The sequence below is a fragment of the Streptomyces roseus genome (genome assembly GCF_001044425.1).
Taxonomy (GTDB): Bacteria; Actinomycetota; Actinomycetes; order Streptomycetales; family Streptomycetaceae; genus Streptomyces; species Streptomyces roseus.
On sequence record NZ_LFML01000012.1, the window covers coordinates 1 to 19,154 of the forward strand.

The window sequence follows — 19,154 nt, forward strand, 5'->3', positions numbered from 1 at the left end:
GGCGGTCGGCTCTCGGGGATCAGCCTTCGTGCTTGCCGTGGTCCTCGTCCGTGCCGGGGTCCCCGGGCTTCGTCTCGCCCTCCACCGCGTCGGCGACCAGCAGGTTCGGGTCGATGCCGTCGAGGAAGGCGCCGCTGGTGACGAAGACCTTGTGGTGGCGGACCGCCACGGAGGTGGGTCCGGACAGCCCGTCCCGCTTGGTCAGCACGATGGTGTGGGTGCCGTCGGGCAGGACCAGGGCCAGCTCGCTCGCGGTCGTGTTCAGCGCGGCGAGGACCGCCTCTCCGTGTCCGGCGAAGGCGAAGTCGTCGATGCCCGTCAGCCCGGTGGCGTGCGTCATGATCTTCCCCGCGGACCCGTCCCGGTCGACCGGGATCCGCAGCAGCGTGGCGCGGTCGGAGTTCGACACCCAGACCGCGTGGTCGCGCACCTTGATGCCGTTCGCGCCGATGAAGGCGGTCGGCTCCAGCGCCGCGCCGGTGGCCCAGGCCGTCACCTCGGGCTCCCCGTCCAGGGAGATGCGCCACACCGTGCCGAGGACGGAGTCGGCGGCGTAGATGAGGCCGAGGTGCTCGTCGAGGGCGAGGCCGTTCACGAAGCCCTTCGGTGACATGTCGACGAGCTTGGAGACCTCGTGGTCGGGGGTGATCCGGTAGATGCCGCTCTCGGCGGTGCCGGTGTTGTAGCCGACGTAGAGCGTCCCGTCCTGGGTGCGGACGATCCCGGTCACGACGGCGACGCCGACCAGGGGCGTCTGCGGGTCCTCGACGTCGGGCAGGGTCGCGAGTACCCGCTTTGCGCCGTGCTGGCCGACCCGCACCACCTGGCGGGCGAGCGCCAGGGTCAGGTCGGCGGAACCGTCGGGCTCCAGGGCGATGTTCTCCGGCGTTTCGCCGGCCTCGAAGTCGAAGTCCGCGATGATCCGCGCATCCGCGAGGGACAAGTCCGCGTCCGCGGACCGGGGCGGCTTAGGCGTGGCCGCGGCGGGGGCGGCCACGAGCAGGGCCAGGGCGATGCCGAGGGTGCCCGCGATACGCGGCGCGGGGCGGAGGCGAAGCGAGCGGAACAGGCGGAACGGGGGGAACAGGCGGAGCACGGGACTCTCCTTGTCGGCCGGGGGGAGAAGAAGGGGATCCCAGCACAACATGACGGAGGGTCACCATAGGTTCATCGCACCGCGACGCAGCCGAGATCGACCCACCCGGCCGAAGAGCGCGCCGCTCCCCCGGACCCGGGAGGCGGCGCGGCCGTACGGGCTCAGCCCTCCAGGAACGCCACCAGGGCGTTCGCGAGCAGGTACGGGTCGTCCGCACCGCACAGCTCGCGGGCGCTGTGCATCGAGAGGATCGCGATGCCGATGTCCACGGTCTGGATCCCGTGCCGCGCGGCCGTGATCGGGCCGATCGTCGTCCCGCACGGCATCGCGTTGTTGGAGACGAACGACTGCCACGGCACGCCGGCCCGCTCGCACGCCGCGGCGAACACCGCGCGCCCACTGCCGTCCGTCGCGTACCGCTGGTTGACGTTGACCTTGAGGATCGGGCCGCCGTTGGCGCGCGGGTGGTGCGAGGGGTCGTGCCGCTCCGCGTAGTTGGGGTGCACGGCGTGGCCGGTGTCCGAGGAGAGGCAGATGGTGCCCGCGAAGGCCCGGGCGCGGTCCTCGAACGTGCCCCCACGTGCGAAGACGGAACGTTCCAGCACGTTGCCCAGCAGTGGCCCGTCCGCGCCGGTGTCCGACTGCGAGCCGTTCTCCTCGTGGTCGAACGCGGCCAGCACCGGGATGTGGTCCAGCTGCTCGGCGGTCGAGGCGGCGGTCAGGGCCGCGACGCCCGCGTGCACCGAGACCAGGTTGTCCATGCGCGGGCCGGCCACCAGCTCGCGGTCGCGCCCCAGGTACGAGGGCGGCTCGATCGAGTGGACCATCAGGTCCCAGCCGGCCACCGAGCCCTGCGGCAGGCCCTCTTCCTCCTCCAGGAAGGCGATGAGGTCGCCCTCCTGCACCTCGCCCAGGCCCCAGATCGGCTGCATGTGGCGCTGCTTGTCGAGCTTGAGCCCGTCGCTGTTGACCGACCGGTCCAGGTGCACGGCCAGCTGCGGGACGCGCAGCAGCGCGCGGTCCACGTTGACCAGCCGCTCGCTGCCGTCGCGCAGGGTCAGTCGGCCCGCCAGGCCCAGGTCCCGGTCCAGCCAGGTGTTGAGCAGGGTGCCGCCGTAGATCTCGACCGCGATCTGCCGCCAGCCCTGTGAGCCCGTGTCAGGCAGCGGCTTGACGCGCAGGTTGGGGGAGTCGGTGTGCGCGCCGACGATACGGAACGGCATGTGCGCGGTCGCGCCCTCCGGGACGAACCAGGCGATGAGCGCTCCGCCGCGCAGGACGAACCGGCCCCCGCTGCCCGCGTCCCAGGCGTCCGTCTCCGACAACTGCCTGAAGCCTGCCTTTTCCAGCCGCTCGGCCGCGTTGGCCACGGCGTGGTACGGCGACGGACTGGCCGTCAGAAAGGTCATCAGATCGTCGGTGTGGCCGCGGTCGAAGCGGGCGGCGGGAGAGCTCATGTGGTTCACCTTAACGACGGTCGTGTTCGCCATGGTCGGACTGCGGCGGATGGCCGAAACGCCGGGCGTGCGGGCTGTGTGGTCCACTTCCCGGCTGCTGTTCAGCCCGGCGGGCGCTCGAATCGGCGCTGTAGCTGTCTGCGCTCGCCCCGGCGGATGCGCGGGAGCATCTCCGGGGTCGTCGCGGAGCGCTGCGCGCGTCTCTTGCGTCCGGCGCAGAACATACAGGCCTCACCGGGGGGCGCGTCCGGGTCGATGGGTGCGCCGGGGTGTTCCGAGCAGCCGGAGGCGTTGCGGGGCCTGGACAGTTCGCGCGCCACGATGAACGCCCGGTGGAGATCGTCCGCTATCCGGACGAAGTCCTCGGCGGGGGAGGAAAAGCCCAGGTGGAAGCGGCGGTCCTCGACCGTGCGGAGGTGATCGCGCAGGGCCGCCAGGGTGTACGGCGGGTCCGGTACGGGATAGCCCAGCCGGCGCTGCTCCCCCGCGGGCGGGGCGGCCGCCGCGCGGGCGCCGCGGACCCCCTGGGAGCGCAGCCCGAGGCGGCGCCGGTCGTTGCAGATCAGGCAGCGGCCCCAGCCGTCGGGCGCCTCGGGGTCCAGGGCCCCGTTGGGGTGCTCGGAGCAGCCCGTGTAGCTCTTGGCGGGCGCCAGGCCGGCGGCGGTCTGGAACGCGGTGTACAGGGCGTCGGCGACCGCCTCGTACTCGGCGGGGTGGGCGCCGTCGTACAGCTCCTTCATGTGGTCGCCGAGGCTGCCCAGGGCGGCCTGCAGCTCTTTGAGGGCGTACGGCCGCCCGGTCGGGACGGAGTACCCCCTGCTGCTGCCGTGCTGATCTGCCGGACTCATGTCTACGAGCGTGCCACGAACCACCGACAACCTGTGAATGCCGACGGCCGGGCCCCTCAGCGGGGGCCCGGCCGTCGGGCGGATGACCGTGGAGGGCCGTTGCCGTACTAGAACGCGGCCTCGTCGAGCTCCATCAGGGAGTTGTCGACGGACTCGGCCAGCGCGCGGGCGACCGAGACGTTCGGCAGGACCTGGGAGGCGAAGAACTTCGCCGCCGCGATCTTGCCGGTGTAGAAGGCGACGTCCTTCGCGGGGGCGCCGGCGGCGAGCTTCTCGGCGGCGACGGCCGCGCCCTTGAGCAGCAGGTAGCCGACGACCACGTCACCCGAGGCCATGAGCAGGCGGGTGGTGTTCTGGCCGACCTTGTAGATGTTCTTGACGTCCTCGCCGGTGGCGGTGAGGTCGACGATCATCTGGCCGACGATGGCCTCCAGGTCGACCGCGGCCTTGGCGAGCGCGTCGCGGGCGCCGGCCAGCTCCTCGCCGCCGACGGCCTCGGCCAGGAACTTCTTGATCGTCTCGGAGAGGACGTTCAGGGAGGCGCCCTGGTCGCGGACGATCTTCCGGAAGAAGAAGTCCTGGCCCTGGATCGCGGTGGTGCCCTCGTAGAGGGTGTCGATCTTGGCGTCGCGGATGTACTGCTCGATCGGGTATTCCTGCAGGTAGCCGGAGCCGCCGAAGGTCTGCAGCGACTGGGCGAGCTGCTCGTACGAGCGCTCCGAGCCGTAGCCCTTCACGATCGGCAGGAGCAGGTCGTTCAGGCCGATCTCGGCGGAGGCGTCCTCGCCCGCGGCCTGCTTGAGCTGGATCGCGTCCTGGACGGAGGCGGTGTACAGCACCAGGGCGCGCATGCCCTCGGCGTACGCCTTCTGCGTCATCAGCGAGCGGCGCACGTCGGGGTGGTGCGTGATGGTGACCTTGGGGGCCGTCTTGTCCATGAAGTTGGCCAGGTCCGGACCCTGCACGCGCTCCTTGGCGTACTCCAGGGCGTTCAGGTAGCCGGTGGAGAGCGTCGCGATGGCCTTCGTGCCGACCATCATGCGGGCGAACTCGATGATCATGAACATCTGGCGGATGCCGTCGTGCTTGTCGCCGATCAGCCAGCCCTTGGCGGGGTGCTGGTCGCCGAAGGTCATCTCGCACGTGTTGGAGGCCTTGAGGCCCATCTTGTGCTCGACGTTCGTCGCGTAGACGCCGTTGCGCTCGCCCAGCTCGCCGGTCTCCCAGTCGAAGTGGAACTTCGGGACGAGGAAGAGGGACAGGCCCTTGGTGCCGGGGCCGTGGCCCTCGGGGCGCGCGAGGACGTAGTGGAGGATGTTCTCCTCCATGTCGTGCTCGCCGGAGGTGATGAAGCGCTTCACGCCCTCGATGTGCCAGGAGCCGTCGTCCTGCTGAACGGCCTTGGTGCGGCCGGCGCCGACGTCCGAGCCGGCGTCCGGCTCGGTGAGGACCATGGTGGAGCCCCAGCGCTTCTCGACCGCTATCTGCGCGACCTTCTTCTGCGCCTCGTTGCCCTCTTCGAAGAGGATGCCGGCGAACGCCGGGCCGGAGGAGTACATCCAGATGGCCGGGTTCGAGCCGAGCAGCAGCTCAGCGTAGGCCCAGATGAGGGAGCGGGGCGAGGTGGTGCCGCCGATCTCCTCGGGCAGGCCCAGGCGCCAGTACTCGGAGTCCATGAAGGCTTCGTAGCTCTTCTTGAAGGACGCCGGGACCGGCGCGGTGTTGGTGGCCGGGTCGAAGACCGGCGGGTTGCGGTCGGCGTCCGCGAAGGAGTCGGCCAGCTCGTTCTCGGCGAGGCGGGTGATCTCGGACAGGACGCTCTTGGCGGTCTCGGTGTCCATCTCACCGAACGGTCCGGTGCCGTACAGCTTGTCGCGGCCGAGCACCTCGAAGAGGTTGAACTCGATGTCGCGGAGATTCGACTTGTAGTGCCCCATGGCGACGGCTCCGTTAAGGCTCGGGAAGACAGATTCCTCGTACATACCAATCGGTAATGTCATGATGCTACCCACGGGTAATAAGACGCAACCCCTGATGCGGCGACTGTGACCAGGGTCAAGCCGCGCACCGGCCGCGCACTGCCTGTGCACCGGCAGCGCTCCGGCCGGCCACCGGTAGCGCTCCAGCCGGCACGCCTGGGGGCGGAAGGCCGGCCGCGGGTCCGCAACCCTGGCGGGAATGCGCGTCCACGGGGCAGAGGGCGCTCGGTAGGCTTCGCCCTATGTACGGCTACGACCAGAACGTGAGCGCGGGGCAGCAGCAGTACGCCGCCCCGCAGCAGATGGCCGGCGGGTACGGCGAGCAGCCGCTGTACCCCGAGCCCTCGCCTCCGTCGCTCGCCGACGCGGTGCGGGCGTTCACGACCGGGTCGCTGTCCGTCGAGGACTTCCAGCAGATCTTCGCCACGTCGAAGGTCTACTGCCCGCGCGGTGAGACGCCGGGCTTCCTGGCGCTGCACAACACGCAGCAGCCGGTGATCCCCATGTTCACCACGCTCAAGGAGCTGCGCCGGTACGCCGGCAAGGAGTCCAAGTACTTCGTGATCACGGGCGCCGAGGTGATCGACCTGCTGCCGACCGGCTACGGCTTCGTCCTCGACATGGAGGGCGACCACCGCATGGTCTTCGACGCGAAGGCCGTGGAGCAGATGGTCGACTACGCGATGCGCCGCATGTACGGCTGACACGCACGGCTGAGCGGCCGTTTCCGGCCGGTGCGCCGAGGGGGCGGGCGGGGCGATGTTGCGGGTGCACTTCACGGCCGAGGACCTGCTGAACGTCACGTTCGCGGCCGAACCCTCCCCCCTGGTGGAGCTGTCGATGGCGCTGATCGCCTGGCAGCGCGTGGACGAGCAGGCGGTTTTCGGCCGCTGGCGCAGCCGGGTCGGCCGGGAGCTGCCGGACCGGGCGCGCCCCCTGCTCGACCTGCTGCGGCCCGACGGCGACAACCCGCAGTTCCTCGAACCCCTGGCGCCGAGCCTGGAGGAGGGGCTGGCCGCCGTACGGGAGGCGGGCCCCCTGCTGACCGCCGGGCAGCTGCACCGCGCCGCCGCCCGCGCCCCGGGCCCGGCCTCGTGGCTGCGTGCGCTGTGGGGGCAGGACCGCGAGGCGTGGGACCTGCTGGACGGCGCGCTCCGCTGCGCGTACGAGGCGGTGGTGGCCCCGCAGTGGCCGCGGATACGGCAGTCCTTCCGGGCGGACGTCGCCTGGCGCACCCGGCTGCTGGCCGCCCACGGCATCAAGGCCTGCCTGGCGGGCGTCCATCCGGCGGCGGCCTGGTCGCGGACCGCTTTCGAGGTGGCCGGGGATCCGGACTACGAGGTCCGGCTCGGCGGCGCCGGCCTGGTACTGATGCCCTCGGCGTTCTGGACGGGCCGCCCGCTGTTGGCCGGCCTGCCGGACGGGTCGCACGTCCTGCACTACCCGGCGCTGACCCCGCTGCCCCTGGCCGGGCCGGAACGGGCGCTGGGCGCGCTGGACGCGCTGCTGGGCCGGACCCGCGCCGCCGTACTGCACCTGCTGGTCGAGCAGCGGACCACGAGCGAGCTGGCCCGGGACCTGGGCGTCAGCCTGCCGACGGTCTCGGAGCACACGCGGACGCTGCGCGCGGCCGGGCTGATCACCACGGAGCGGGACGGCAAGGCGGTCCTCCACTCGGCCACGGGGCTCGGCGTGGACCTGCTGCGCAGCGGCGGCTGACGGCCGCCGGTCCTTTCGGGCACGCCCGAAAGGATCGCGCCCGGCGCCGGGGGTGCCCACCATCGGTGCTGCGGGGGAGAGCACGGGGGCCCCGCTCCACCGACGGACCAGGGAGACGCGATGTCACGCATGTCGTTCCGCACGAAGCTCGCCGCACTGGCGGCCACCGGGGTGCTGGCGCTGGGCACGGGGGTCCTCGCGGCAGCCCCGGCGCAGGCTTCCGACCACACGGTCGACGGGTGCCCTTCCGGGTTCGCCTGCATCTACACCGAGGGCATCGACTCGCACACGGTGGCCTGGGCCCGGGACCGCGCGGGCACGTACAACCTCAGCAACATGAACCACTGGCGCTGGGTCCTCAACAATCAGACCGGGGGCTGGAAGTTCCGGCTGTGCACGGGCTACAACGGAACCGGCAGCTGTGAGTACATGCCGATCGACGCGTGGCAGTGGCGGGACATCACCCCCGTCAACTCGGTCATCGTTTCTCCGTAACCGCATACGCACAGGTGACAGGCGCAGGGCCCCGGGGGGAATGTCCCCGGGGCCCCTTCTGTTCTGTGGGGTGTGGCAGAAAGTTCGAGTTTCAACTAAACTCGACGCAGAAGGAGGTTCCGACCATGCCTGCAGTGACTGTGGAGAACCCGTTGACGCTCCCCCGCGTCGCCGAGCCCGCTCAGGAGACCGCCGCCCGCAAGGTGCTGGCCGTCACGACCGCCCCGGGTGGGTTCGAGGGCGAGGGGTTCCCGGTGCGCCGCGCGTTCGCCGGGATCAACTACCAGCACCTCGACCCGTTCATCATGATGGACCAGATGGGCGAGGTGGAGTACGCGCCGGGCGAGCCGAAGGGAACGCCCTGGCACCCCCACCGCGGCTTCGAGACCGTGACGTACCTGATCGACGGAACCTTCGTCCACCAGGACAGCAACGGCGGCGGCGGAGTCATCAACGGCGGCGACACCCAGTGGATGACCGCGGGCTCCGGCCTCCTGCACATCGAGGCCCCGCCGGAGTCCCTCGTCGTGTCCGGCGGGCTCTTCCACGGCCTCCAGCTGTGGGTGAACCTCCCCGCCTCCGACAAGATGATGCCCCCGCGCTACCAGGACATCGGCGGCGGCCAGGTCCAGCTGCTGTCCACCCCCGACGGCGGCGCCCTGCTCCGCGTGATCGCCGGTGAACTGGACGGGCACTCCGGCCCCGGCATCACCCACACCCCGATCACGATGATCCACGCGACCATCACCCCCGGCGCGCAGATCACCCTCCCGTGGCGCGAGGACTTCAACGCCCTGGCGTACGTCATGGCCGGGCGCGGCAGCGTCGGCACCGACCGGCGGCCCGTCCACACCGGGCAGACGGCGGTCTTCGGCGAGGGCGGCTCGATCACGGTGCGCGCGGACGAGTCCCAGGACTCCAACACCCCGGACCTGGAGGTCGTGATCCTCGGCGGGCGCCCCATCCGCGAGCCGATGGCGCACTACGGGCCGTTCGTCATGAACAGCCGCCAGGAGCTCCAGCAGGCCTTCGACGACTTCCAGGCCGGCCGGCTGGGGACCATCCCCACCACCGCCCGGGAGCGCAACAAGTCGGCGGACCAGCACTCCTGACCCGGCGCGGCGCGCTATTCCAGGGGCTCGCCCCCCGCGTAGCGCGCCCGAATATCCGACACCAACCGAAGGCGGCGGCGGTCAGTCAGCGGTACCTAGGAACCGTCGCCGCTCTGCTCGTCCATCTCGAACCAGATCGACTTGCCCTCGCCGCGCGGGTCCACGCCCCAGCTGTCCGCCAGCATCTCCATCAGCAGGACGCCCCGGCCGCTGGACGCCATCTCGCCCGGCTGCCGCTTGTGCGGCAGCTCGTCGCTGGCGTCCGCAACCTCGATGCGCAGCCGCCGCGTCCCCGGCTCGCCGACCGCCTCCGCGACGAGCAGCGCGTCGCCGTCCGTGTGCATGAGGACGTTGGTGACCATCTCCGAGACCATGAGCACCGCCGAGTCCACCTGGTCCGCGTCCGCCCAGTCGTGCAGCAGCTCCCGGATCTGCCGGCGCGCGCCCGCGATCCGCTCCGGCTCCGCCTGGGCCACGGTCAGCATCGTGCGGCGCGCCGGTCGCACCACGTGCTCCGCGGGGGCCCCGCAGTCGCAGTAGGCGCCCTCCCGGCACAGCAGGACGACGGCTATGTCGTCCTCGCGCCGGTCGGCCAGCGGGCCGGTGGTGTGGTGCGAGGAGGGCCCGTGCACGGCCTGCACCAGCAGGTCGGCGAGCTTCTCCAGGCCGTCGGAGGCGTGCGTCCCGTCCGGCTCGTGCGTCTCGGACTCCAGGATCGCCCGCAGCCGCGCCCAGCCCGTGTCCAGGTCGTGCCCGCCGGTCTCTATCAGCCCGTCGGTGCAGAGCACCATCGTCTCGCCGGGCTCCAGCGTGAACCGCGTCGTCGGGTAGTCCGTGTCCGCGACGATGCCGAGCGGCAGCCCCCCGGCGGTCGGGCGCATCAGCACCGTGCCGTCCGGCATCCGGATCACCGGGTCCGGGTGGCCGGCGCGGGCCACCTCCAGCAGCCCGGACGCCGGGTCGCACTCCACGTACAGGCAGGTCGCGAAGCGCGGGCTGCGGAAGTCGTCGTCCTCGTACGAATCGGTGATGCCCGCCAGGAAGCGGGAGGCGCGGGAGAGCACCGCGTCGGGCCGGTGGCCCTCCGAGGCGTACGCGCGCACCGCGATCCGCAGCTGCCCCATCAGCCCGGCGGCCCGTACGTCGTGCCCCTGGACGTCCCCGATGACCAGCGCGAACCGTCCCGCCGGCAGCGGGATCATGTCGTACCAGTCGCCGCCGACCTCCAGTCCGCCGCCGGTCGGCACGTACCGGGCGGCGAGCCGCATGCCGGGGATGTCGGGGCCCAGCATGGGCATCATCGACCGTTGCAGGTCGGAGGTGAGTTCCCGCTCGGATTCGGCCACGCCCGCCCGCTGGAGGGCCTGGGCGAGCATCCGGGCCACCGTGGTCAGGACGGAGCGCTCGTCCGGGGAGAAGGACACCGGGTGCTTGAAGGCGGCCATCCAGGCGCCCATGGTGCGCCCGGCGACGATGAGGGGGAGGAAGGCCCATGAGGCCCGGCCGAAGCGCTGGGCGAGCGGCCAGGTGGCCGGGAACCGCCGTTTGTAGTCCTCGGGGGAGGGGATGTAGATCGCCCGCCCCGTACGGACCACCTCTGCGGCCGGGTAGTCCGTGTCCAGCCGCATGTCCGAGAAGGGCGTCTCGTCCCCCGGACCGTGCCCGTGGTGCCCGATGGTCGACAGCCGGTCCCCGGCCACCCCGAAGACCGCCAGCCCGTCCGGGCTGAAGCCGGGCATCGACAGCGAGGCGGCCACGCGCAGCACCTCCGCCGTGGACCGGGCCTCGGCCAGCGCCCGCCCCGCGTCCAGCAGGAAGGCCTCGCGCGAGCGCCGCCAGTCGCCGGTGATCGGGGTGTGGACGGCGGTGGTGCCGGGCTGCGGCTCGGCGATCTCCTGGATGGTGCCGATCAGCTCGTAGTCGACGCGGCCGTCGGCGCACACGTTCTCCACGGGCTTGGAGCGGCTGCGCACGGTCCGCAGCACCCGCCCGTCCTCGTCCATGATCCGCAGCCGGGCCTCGGCGAGGGTGTCCTCGGCCACCGCGAGGGCGACGATCCCGTTGATCTCGTTCCAGTCCACCGGGTGGAACCGCGACCGTACGACGACCTCCGGCAGTACGACGGGCTCGGCGGGCAGCCCGAGCAGCCGGGCGGCCTCGCCGTCGAGGGTGACCGTCCCGGAGGCGTTGTCCCACCGCCACAGGCCCGTCGCGATGGCGGCCAGGACGTCCTCGGTGCGCACCCGGTCATCTTTACAGGTCATCCCCCCGGCGTGCCTCTTCTCGGGGCCGGCGGGCATGCCCGCACGGTCCCCGGCCCGGACGGTAACCTTGTGAGGGTTGAATCCACCCTGGTATCGCGAAGAACTGGATGACTGATGCATCGGTACAGGTCCCACACCTGCGGCGAGCTCCGCGCCTCTGACGTCAACGCCGACGTCCGGCTGAGCGGCTGGCTGCACAACCGTCGAGACCTGGGCGGCATCCTCTTCATCGATCTGCGCGACCACTACGGCATCACGCAGCTCGTCGCCCGCCCCGGCACCGCCGCGGCCGCCGTCCTGGACAAGCTGTCCAAGGAGACGGTCGTCCGCGTCGACGGCAAGGTCGTCTCGCGCGGCGCCGAGAACGTCAACAGCGAGCTGCCCACCGGCGAGATCGAGATCGAGGCCGCCGAGGTCGAGGTGCTCGGCGCGGCCGCCCCGCTGCCCTTCACGATCAACACCGACGACGGTGTGAACGAGGAGCGGCGTCTGGAGTACCGCTTCCTCGACCTGCGCCGCGAGCGCATGCACCGCAACATCATGCTGCGCTCGGCCGTCATCGCGTCGATCCGCTCGAAGATGGTGGCCCTCGGCTTCAACGAGATGGCGACCCCGATCCTCACCGCGACCTCCCCCGAGGGCGCGCGCGACTTCGTCGTCCCGTCCCGCCTGAACCCGGGCAAGTTCTACGCCCTGCCGCAGGCCCCGCAGCAGTTCAAGCAGCTGCTGATGATCTCGGGCTTCGACCGGTACTTCCAGATCGCGCCGTGCTTCCGCGACGAGGACGCCCGCGCCGACCGCTCGCCGGGCGAGTTCTACCAGCTCGACGTCGAGATGTCCTTCGTCGAGCAGGAGGACGTCTTCCAGCCGATCGAGCGCCTGATGACCGAGCTCTTCACCGAGTTCGGCGGCGGCCGCGAGGTCACCTCGCCGTTCCCGCGGATCCCGTTCCGCGAGTCGATGCTGAAGTACGGCAACGACAAGCCCGACCTGCGCGCCAAGCTGGAGCTCGTCGACATCACCGACGTCTTCGAGGGTTCGGAGTTCAAGGCCTTCGCCGGCAAGCACGTGCGCGCGCTGGCCGTCCCGGACACCGCCGCGCAGCCGCGCAAGTTCTTCGACGGCCTCGGCGAGTACGCGATCTCGCTCGGCGCCAAGGGCCTGGCCTGGGTCCGTGTCGGCGAGGACGGTTCGCTGACCGGCCCGATCGCCAAGTTCCTCACCGAGGAGAACGTCAAGGTCCTCACCGAGCGCCTGGGTCTGGCCCCCGGCCACGCCGTCTTCTTCGGCGCCGGCGAGTTCGACGAGGTCTCCAAGATCATGTCGGGCGTGCGCGTCGAGGCCGCCAAGCGGGCCGGCCAGTTCGAGGAGAACGTCTTCCGGTTCTGCTGGATCGTCGACTTCCCGATGTACGAGAAGGACGAGGAGACCGGCAAGATCGACTTCTCGCACAACCCCTTCTCCATGCCGCAGGGCGGCATGAAGGACCTGGAGGAGAAGGACCCGCTCGACATCCTCGCCTGGCAGTACGACATCGTCTGCAACGGCATCGAGCTCTCCTCCGGCGCCATCCGCAACCACGAGCCCGAGGTCATGCTGAAGGCCTTCGAGATCGCGGGTTACGAGGCCGAGACCGTCGAGCGCGAGTTCGCCGGCATGCTGCGCGCCTTCCGCCTCGGCGCGCCGCCGCACGGTGGCATCGCCCCGGGCGTGGACCGCATCGTGATGCTGCTCGCCGACGAGCCGAACATCCGCGAGACCATCGCCTTCCCGCTGAACGGCAACGCGCAGGACCTGATGATGGGCGCGCCCACCGTCCTGGAGGAGTCCCGCCTGCGCGAGCTGAACATCGCGCTGCGCAAGCCGGTGGAGACGAAGGCCGCCGACGCCAAGCCGATCGCGGAGGCCGTCCACCCGGACGCCGCGCGGTAATCGCCGTAGGTACGGGGAAGGGCCCGGGATCCATCGGATCCCGGGCCCTTCCCCGTGCGCGTACGTGCCTCGGGGCTCAGAAGCCCTGGAGCAGGCCCTTGGCCAGGGCTGCCGAGGGCAGCCCGGCCGGGGCGGGGCCGGCGTGGAAGAAGCCGGCGTTCTCGGCGTCCAGCTTGCGCAGGAAGTCGAAGGCCTTGGCGTCGTGGTCGCCGAAGGCGACGAACTGCCAGTACACGCCGGGGGCGGAGGCGGCGGCGTCCACGAGGGCCTGCTTGGCGGGCCGGACGCTGTCGGGGGCGCCGTCGGTCTGGAACACCACGAGGGCGGGACCTTCGCCGCCGTCCTTCTGGTAGCGCTCGACGACGGCCTCCACGGCCACGTGGTAACTGGTGCGGCCCATGCGGCCGAGTTCGGCGTGGCGGGCTTCGACCCAGGCGTCGTCGTAGGCGTCGAGGGTCAGGTCGGCGGTGCCGTCCACGTCCGTGGAGAAGAACACGGTGTGCACGGTGGCCTCGTCGTCGAGGTGCGCGGCGAGGGCGAGGGCGTGGTCCGCGAGGTGCTGGGCGCTGCCGTCCTTGTAGAACGGGCGCATCGAACCGGACCGGTCCAGGACCAGGTACACCTTGGCCCGGGCGCCGGCCCTGCCCTTGCCCCGGAGCACCGTCCCGGCGGCCTTGTAGGCCCCGGCCACCCCGGGCGCCGACCGCTTCACGGCGGCCAGCGCGTGGGCCGGCCCGCCGGCCTCGGCGGCGACGCCGACCTCGACCACGGGCTCGACGACCTCGACGACGGGCTCGGGCTCCACTGCGGCGGCGACGGCCTCGACTTCGGCGACGGGCTCGGCCGTCGGCGTCTCCGCCGCGGGCTCGACGTCGGGCTCGATGGCCGCGGCCACGGGCTCGGGGGTCTCGATCTCGGCCGCGGGCTCGGGGGTCTCGACCTCGGCCGCGGGCTCCGGGGTCCCGACTTCGGTCGCAGGCTCGACGGCGGCCTCGGGTCCGGCCTCCACCTCGTCCTCGGCCGTGACGGGAGCCTCGGCCACGACGGGGTCCTCGACCGCGACCGGGTCCGCGGCCACGACGGAAGCCTCGGGCTCGGGGACCGCCTCGGGCTCGACCTCGGGGGCGGGCTCGGCCGTCGGCGCCTCCGCCGCGGCCGTGACGGTCTCGACCTCAGGCTCGGCCTCGGTCGCGACGGTCTCGACCTCCGGCTCCGGCTCCGGCTCCGGCTCGGACGCGGCGGCCTCGGCCACCGGCTCCGCCTCGGGAGTCCCGGCCTCGGCGGCAGGCTCCCCCTCGGGAGTCCCGGCCTCGGCGGCAGGCTCCGCCACGACCTCCGCCGTCGGCTCGGCGGCCGGCTCCGGTGCGGTCGACGGCTGGGGGCGCCGCGCCTCCGGGACCGTGGGGTCCGGGGCCGGGGCGGTCAGGAGGGTCCCCGGTTCACGGTCCCGCGGAGCGGACTGCGGGGGAACCGTCGGATTGTCGAAGGAGGCGGCGACCAGTTCGGCCGCCACGTCCAGGGGGGTCCGTTCCGCCTGGCTCGGGACGGAGGCCGAAGTGGCGTCCGTCATCTCCGGAACCGGCTCGGCAGACCGTCCGAACACCTTGCGCAACAAGCTCCGAATACCCATGGGCCAGGCCTTTCGCATGAGTGCGTGCGTCATTTGTCCGTGCTGCGCGGTTGATCCCTGCCCAGAGTGGACACGTAAGGTTATCGGCCGCTTGGCTGGAACTTCGGCAGGGGCGCCCTTCGTGGCGCCCGGCCCGCCCAGCACACACCCCATCTTGCCGAACTCCCGCACCGACGTGCCCGGTTCACCGGGCGTTCATTCCGCCGCCGCCGCTTCGGCGCAACCCGCGCCTACCGTCACGGCTGGATTCGACCGACATGCTGTCGGCACCCGTGCATCTACGGAGGACACTCGTGCGCAAGCTCCTGCCGCTCATAGGCAACTCGCATGGGGGCGGCCGTTCCGCCCTCACCTGCCGCTACCGCTGCGGCGACGCCTGCTTCCACGAGGTGCCGAACAAGAGCGACAACGAGTACGTCGGCGATGTCATCGCCCGCGCCTACTCGCGCCGCTCGATGCTGCGCTCTGCCGCCGTCGTCACGGTCGCGTCCGCCGCCGGTACCGCCATCACCCTCGGCGGCAACGGCTCCTCGGCCACCGCCGCCCCCGCCGCCGACGCCCAGGGCGGCGCCGCCGACGCCGCGGGCGCCCGCGGTCTGCGCTTCAAGGCGATCGCGCCGAACACCGACGACCGGGTCACCGTCCCCGAGGGCTACGAGCAGAACGTGGTCATCCGCTGGGGCGATCCCATCGTCAAGGGCGCTCCGGGCTTCAACTCCGACAAGCAGACCGCCGCCGCCCAGGCCGGTCAGTTCGGCTACAACAACGACTTCCTCTCGCTGCTCCCGCTCGGCGATGACTACGAGCGCCGGCAGCTGCTCGTGGCCAACCACGAGTACACCGACGAGAACCTCATGTTCAAGGGCTACGACCCGGCGAACCCCACCCGCGAGCAGGTCGAGATCGCCTGGGCCGCGCACGGCCTCGGCGTCGTCGTCGTGCAGGAGGACCACCGCAGCGGCAAACTGACCGCGGTCAACCGCCACCAGCTCAACCGCCGCCTCACCGCGACCAGCGAGTTCCAGCTCACCGGCCCGGCCGCGGGCAGCCCCCTGGTGAAGACCTCCGCCGACCCGACCGGTACCAAGGTCCTCGGCACGCTCAACAACTGCTCCGGCGGCACCACCCCGTGGGGCACCACCCTGCACGGCGAGGAGAACTTCAACCAGTACTTCGCCAACGCCGGCCAGGTCACCGACGCCACCGAGGCCGCCCGCCTGAAGCGCTACGGCGTGACCGCCGGCGCCACCGAGCGCAAGTGGGAGCGCTTCGACAAGCGCTTCGACGTGCTCCAGGAGCCCAACGAGTCGCACCGCTTCGGCTGGGTCGTCGAGCTCGACCCGTACGACCCGCACTCCACCCCGCGCAAGCGCACCGCGCTGGGCCGCTTCAAGCACGAGGGCGCCCAGCCCCGTCTGACCGAGGACGGCCGTCCGGTCGTCTACATGGGCGACGACGAGAAGTTCGACTACTTCTACAAGTTCGTCTCCTCGAAGCAGATGAAGAAGGGCGACTCGCGCGCCGCGAAGGAGCACAACCTCACGCTGCTCGACGAGGGCACCCTCTACGTGGCCAAGCTGACCGGTGACTCCCCGGCCGCCGAGTTCGACGGCACCGGCAAGCTGCCGTCCGACGGCCAGTTCGACGGCTCCGGTGCGTGGATCAAGCTCCTCACCTCCTCCCCCTCGGGCAACGTCTCGCACGTCGAGGGCATGACCGCCGAAGAGGTGGCCGTCTTCACGCGTGTGGCCGCCGACAAGGTGGGCGCCACCAAGATGGACCGCCCCGAGGACATCGAGCCCTCGCCGCGCACCGGCCGCGTGTACGTCGTCCTCACCAACAACAGCGACCGCGGCAAGGCCGGCAAGGCCGGTGTGGACGAGGCGAACCCGCGCAACGTGAACAAGCACGGCCAGATCCTGGAGCTCGCCGAGAACTTCGACGACCCGGCCGGCGACGGCTTCGCCTGGCGCCTGTTCCTGGTCGCCGGTGACCCGAAGGACCCCGCCACGTTCTTCGCCGGCTTCCCGAAGGAGAAGGTCAGCCCGATCTCCTGCCCGGACAACGTGACCTTCGACCCGCACGGCAACCTGTGGATCTCCACGGACGGCAACCAGCTCGGCTCCCACGACGGCCTGTTCGGCGTCGCCACCGCGGGTGAGCGCCGCGGTGAGCTGAAGCAGTTCCTGACCGTCCCGCGCGGCGCCGAGACCTGCGGCCCGCTGGTCCAGGACAAGCGCGTCCTGGTCGCCGTCCAGCACCCGGGCGAGATCGACGGCGCGTCCGTCGAGAAGCCGCAGTCGGTGTGGCCCGACGGCCCCGGCAAGATCGTCCGTCCTGCCGTCGTGTCGGTCTGGCGCAAGGACGGCAAGAACATCGGCATCTGATCGGGCCGATGGGGACGGTCAGTTGACCGGTTGGACCCACGCGGGCGGTGGGTGTTTCACGTGAAACACCCACCGCCCGCAGCCGTTTCACCGGGTGCGCGTCCCGGCGCCGGGGGCGGCGGCCCTCGTCAGTGGTCGTCGTCGGCGGCGATCGCGCGGGCCGCGGCGAGCTCGTGGCGCACCGGGGCCAAGACGGACGCCTCGTCCCCGGGCGGCAGCGCCGCCGGGCGCAGCTGGGTCGGCGTGCTGGCCCTGCGCACCCCCTCGGCGAGGGCCCGCAGATCGGCGATGACGATCGCCACCTCCTCGCCGCCGGGGGCTTCGGCGCCGTGGTTGACCCGGACCCGCGCCGCGGTGGTCGCGTCGACGATCCGTTCGACGGCGACGACCAGCGGCCACCACGCGGCGGCCCGCGCCCCCGTCGGCGGCGGCTCGGTCAGCGCGCGCTGGAACTCGTTGCGTACGCCCGACATCTCGCGGTAGATGCGCCGCCGGGCCTGGAGCCGGGCGGTCCGCGCGGCCTGCCGGCCGGCTTCCGTGTCGGGGTGGGTGCCGAAGGCGCGTTCCACGTACCGGGCCACGTCGTCCACGGTGTCGGCGAGCCGGTCGCCGATGCGGGTGTGCCAGCTCTCGGGCCACAGCAGATAACCGGCGACGAGGGTGATGGCGCAGCCGATCAGGCTGTCCAGCAGCCGGGGCCGGACCAGGTCGAAGCCCTGGTGGTTGAGGAGGTCCGAGAGCAGCAGGATCACCGGGGTGATCGCGGCGGTCTGGAAGGCGTACCCCTTGGCGGAGAAGGCTGGGATGAGCGCGCCGAGCACCACCATCACCGGTACGTCCCACCAGCCGCGCGGCACCTCGGCGAGCACGGCGGCGGCGACGACCAGCCCGGCCGCCGTGCCCACGGCGCGCAGCACGGCCCGGGAGAACACCGAGCCGAAGTCGGGTTTGAGGACGAAGGTGACGGTCAGCGCGATCCAGTAGGACCGTTCGACCGGCACCACGGAGACGAGGATCTGGGCGAGCCCGATGCACAGGGCCAGGCGCAGCCCGTACCGCCAGGAGGCGCTGGACAGCATCATGTCGCGCACGGCCCGCCGGGCGCGGACCGTCAGCGCGGCGGGCCGGCCGAGCCGGTCGTCGATGTTGTGCGGGTCGGGATCGGGCGCGTGCACGAGGGCCGCGGCATGCCGCAGGGCCGCGTCGAGTGCCCGTTCGGCGGGGGTGTGCGGGACGGGCAGGTCCGGTACGGGCTCGCCGGTGCGGCCCTCCTCCACGGCCCGCGCCAGGTCCCGTACGGCTGCGGGGATCTCGGGCGGCAGCCCCGCGCCCCGCAGGTGCATGGCGGGCGCGGCCTCCACCAGCGGGATCACCACGTTCAGCTGGGCCAGCATCCGTACGAGCGAGGGACTGCGCCCGTGTACCCGGGCCCGGCGGCCGAGGATCAGGTCGTAGGCCTGGTTCAGGGCGTGTGTGACCTGTCGGCGGCAGTCGTCGTAGTCCGGTCCTCCCGCCGCCTCCAGGGCGTCGGCGAGTGCCCGGTAGGTGGCCGCCACGGCCACGCGTTCCGGCTGCCGGCCGCGCAGCGGCCAGCCCAGCAGGGTCAGCAGGAGGACGAACAGCCCGCCCGCGCTGAGCAGCAGCGGGGCCGTCCACCAGGGCTGGGGCAGCGGCAGGCCGGCGCCGACGACGGCGTTGAGGAGCAGCAGCAGTCCGGAGACGGACGCGACCGTGCCGATCGAGGAGATCATCCCGGAGACGAGGGCGATCAGGGTGAGGGCGCCGACGGCGAGCCAGCCGTGCCCGTAGACCAGGGTGCCCAGGGCGACGCCCACCGCGCCGAACAGCTGGGGCACGGCGATGTTCAGGATCCGCATCCGGTAGGCGTCGGCGGTGTCGCCGATGACCCCGGACAGGGCGCCCATCGAGACGAGGGCCCCGTACTCGGGCTCGTTCAGCGCGAATCCGACGGCGACGGGCGTGGCCATCGCGATGCCGGCGCGTGCGGCGGCGGCCCAGGGGATCGGGGCGGCGCTCGGCCGCAGTCCCTTGAGTAGCCAGGCGGGTGGGGCCAGCGGACGGTGGCGGGGTCGCCCGGAGGGTATGTGTTCGGTGCGTTCGGTGCTCATTCAGCTTCCGTGCGGCCGCTCGTGAATCGGTTCTTCTGCGCTGTGCCGGGGTCTTGCGTTCTTCTTGGGTTCTTCTCGGGTTCTTCTGGGGCGTTCTGCGCGCTCC

General features: G+C 71.8%; 13 protein-coding genes. 6 read left to right on the forward strand and 7 right to left on the reverse strand.

All coding sequences use genetic code 11. The features are described from left to right. Nucleotides 1-19: 19 nt before the first annotated feature. From ACS04_RS02820 to ACS04_RS02835, 4 genes are all read right to left on the reverse strand, one after another. A complete protein-coding gene (locus ACS04_RS02820; RefSeq protein ID WP_063839225.1) occupies nucleotides 20-1,096 on the reverse strand; it encodes an SMP-30/gluconolactonase/LRE family protein in 1,077 nt (358 codons plus the stop codon). Nucleotides 1,097-1,257: 161 nt separating this feature from the next. Next, nucleotides 1,258-2,553 carry a M18 family aminopeptidase gene (locus ACS04_RS02825; RefSeq protein ID WP_048474860.1) on the reverse strand — a complete coding sequence of 432 codons (1,296 nt, stop codon included), beginning with the start codon at nucleotides 2,551-2,553 and terminating at the stop codon, nucleotides 1,258-1,260. 101 nt (nucleotides 2,554-2,654) lie between these two features. Continuing rightward, nucleotides 2,655-3,401 (reverse strand): hypothetical protein, encoded by a 747-nt coding sequence (locus tag ACS04_RS02830; protein ID WP_048474861.1) that lies wholly within the window; start codon nucleotides 3,399-3,401, stop codon nucleotides 2,655-2,657. 107 nt (nucleotides 3,402-3,508) lie between these two features. Then, nucleotides 3,509-5,338 carry an acyl-CoA dehydrogenase gene (locus ACS04_RS02835; protein ID WP_048474862.1) on the reverse strand — a complete coding sequence of 610 codons (1,830 nt, stop codon included), beginning with the start codon at nucleotides 5,336-5,338 and terminating at the stop codon, nucleotides 3,509-3,511. Nucleotides 5,339-5,622: 284 nt separating this feature from the next. Between ACS04_RS02835 and ACS04_RS02840 the strand changes: the two genes are divergently transcribed. The 4 genes from ACS04_RS02840 to ACS04_RS02855 all read left to right on the forward strand — a co-directional run bounded on the left by ACS04_RS02840 (nucleotide 5,623) and on the right by ACS04_RS02855 (nucleotide 8,706). Continuing rightward, complete coding sequence (locus ACS04_RS02840) at nucleotides 5,623-6,084, forward strand: SseB family protein (RefSeq protein ID WP_048474863.1); 462 nt, start codon at nucleotides 5,623-5,625, stop codon at nucleotides 6,082-6,084. Between the two features lie 55 nt (nucleotides 6,085-6,139). After that, nucleotides 6,140-7,099 carry an ArsR/SmtB family transcription factor gene (locus ACS04_RS02845; protein ID WP_048474864.1) on the forward strand — a complete coding sequence of 320 codons (960 nt, stop codon included), beginning with the start codon at nucleotides 6,140-6,142 and terminating at the stop codon, nucleotides 7,097-7,099. Nucleotides 7,100-7,219: 120 nt separating this feature from the next. Continuing rightward, nucleotides 7,220-7,594, forward strand: coding sequence for a hypothetical protein (locus tag ACS04_RS02850; RefSeq protein WP_048474865.1), 375 nt, complete (start codon nucleotides 7,220-7,222; stop codon nucleotides 7,592-7,594). Between the two features lie 125 nt (nucleotides 7,595-7,719). Further along, nucleotides 7,720-8,706 carry a pirin family protein gene (locus ACS04_RS02855; protein ID WP_048474866.1) on the forward strand — a complete coding sequence of 329 codons (987 nt, stop codon included), beginning with the start codon at nucleotides 7,720-7,722 and terminating at the stop codon, nucleotides 8,704-8,706. A gap of 95 nt (nucleotides 8,707-8,801) precedes the next feature. Here ACS04_RS02855 and ACS04_RS02860 read toward each other — a convergent pair whose 3' ends face one another. After that, nucleotides 8,802-10,949: an ATP-binding SpoIIE family protein phosphatase gene (locus tag ACS04_RS02860; RefSeq protein ID WP_048474867.1), complete on the reverse strand. Its 2,148-nt coding sequence runs from the start codon at nucleotides 10,947-10,949 to the stop codon at nucleotides 8,802-8,804. Between the two features lie 135 nt (nucleotides 10,950-11,084). Between ACS04_RS02860 and aspS the strand changes: the two genes are divergently transcribed. Continuing rightward, a complete protein-coding gene (gene aspS / locus ACS04_RS02865; protein ID WP_048474868.1) occupies nucleotides 11,085-12,902 on the forward strand; it encodes an aspartate--tRNA ligase in 1,818 nt (605 codons plus the stop codon). 76 nt (nucleotides 12,903-12,978) lie between these two features. Here the strand turns inward: aspS and ACS04_RS38565 are convergent, their stop codons facing one another. After that, a complete protein-coding gene (locus tag ACS04_RS38565; protein ID WP_245236256.1) occupies nucleotides 12,979-14,472 on the reverse strand; it encodes a VWA domain-containing protein in 1,494 nt (497 codons plus the stop codon). 353 nt (nucleotides 14,473-14,825) lie between these two features. Between ACS04_RS38565 and ACS04_RS02875 the strand changes: the two genes are divergently transcribed. Then, nucleotides 14,826-16,919 carry a PhoX family protein gene (locus tag ACS04_RS02875; RefSeq protein ID WP_048474870.1) on the forward strand — a complete coding sequence of 698 codons (2,094 nt, stop codon included), beginning with the start codon at nucleotides 14,826-14,828 and terminating at the stop codon, nucleotides 16,917-16,919. A 128-nt stretch (nucleotides 16,920-17,047) separates the two neighbouring features. Here the strand turns inward: ACS04_RS02875 and ACS04_RS02880 are convergent, their stop codons facing one another. Beyond that, entirely contained in the window at nucleotides 17,048-19,048 is a 2,001-nt protein-coding gene (locus tag ACS04_RS02880) for an FUSC family protein (protein ID WP_078864381.1), read from the reverse strand. Nucleotides 19,049-19,154: the final 106 nt, after the last annotated feature.

What these genes read in the sequence shown, in the direction of transcription:
- ACS04_RS02825 (WP_048474860.1), bottom strand. Translation starts at nt 2,553, where the DNA reads ATGAGCTCTCCCGCCGCCCGCTTCGACCGCGGCCACACCGACGATCTG.
- ACS04_RS02830 (WP_048474861.1), bottom strand. Translation starts at nt 3,401, where the DNA reads ATGAGTCCGGCAGATCAGCACGGCAGCAGCAGGGGGTACTCCGTCCCG.
- ACS04_RS02835 (WP_048474862.1), bottom strand. Translation starts at nt 5,338, where the DNA reads ATGGGGCACTACAAGTCGAATCTCCGCGACATCGAGTTCAACCTCTTC.
- ACS04_RS02840 (WP_048474863.1), top strand. Translation starts at nt 5,623, where the DNA reads ATGTACGGCTACGACCAGAACGTGAGCGCGGGGCAGCAGCAGTACGCC.
- ACS04_RS02845 (WP_048474864.1), top strand. Translation starts at nt 6,140, where the DNA reads ATGTTGCGGGTGCACTTCACGGCCGAGGACCTGCTGAACGTCACGTTC.
- ACS04_RS02850 (WP_048474865.1), top strand. Translation starts at nt 7,220, where the DNA reads ATGTCACGCATGTCGTTCCGCACGAAGCTCGCCGCACTGGCGGCCACC.
- ACS04_RS02855 (WP_048474866.1), top strand. Translation starts at nt 7,720, where the DNA reads ATGCCTGCAGTGACTGTGGAGAACCCGTTGACGCTCCCCCGCGTCGCC.
- aspS (WP_048474868.1), top strand. Translation starts at nt 11,085, where the DNA reads ATGCATCGGTACAGGTCCCACACCTGCGGCGAGCTCCGCGCCTCTGAC.
- ACS04_RS38565 (WP_245236256.1), bottom strand. Translation starts at nt 14,472, where the DNA reads ATGACGGACGCCACTTCGGCCTCCGTCCCGAGCCAGGCGGAACGGACC.
- ACS04_RS02880 (WP_078864381.1), bottom strand. Translation starts at nt 19,048, where the DNA reads ATGAGCACCGAACGCACCGAACACATACCCTCCGGGCGACCCCGCCAC.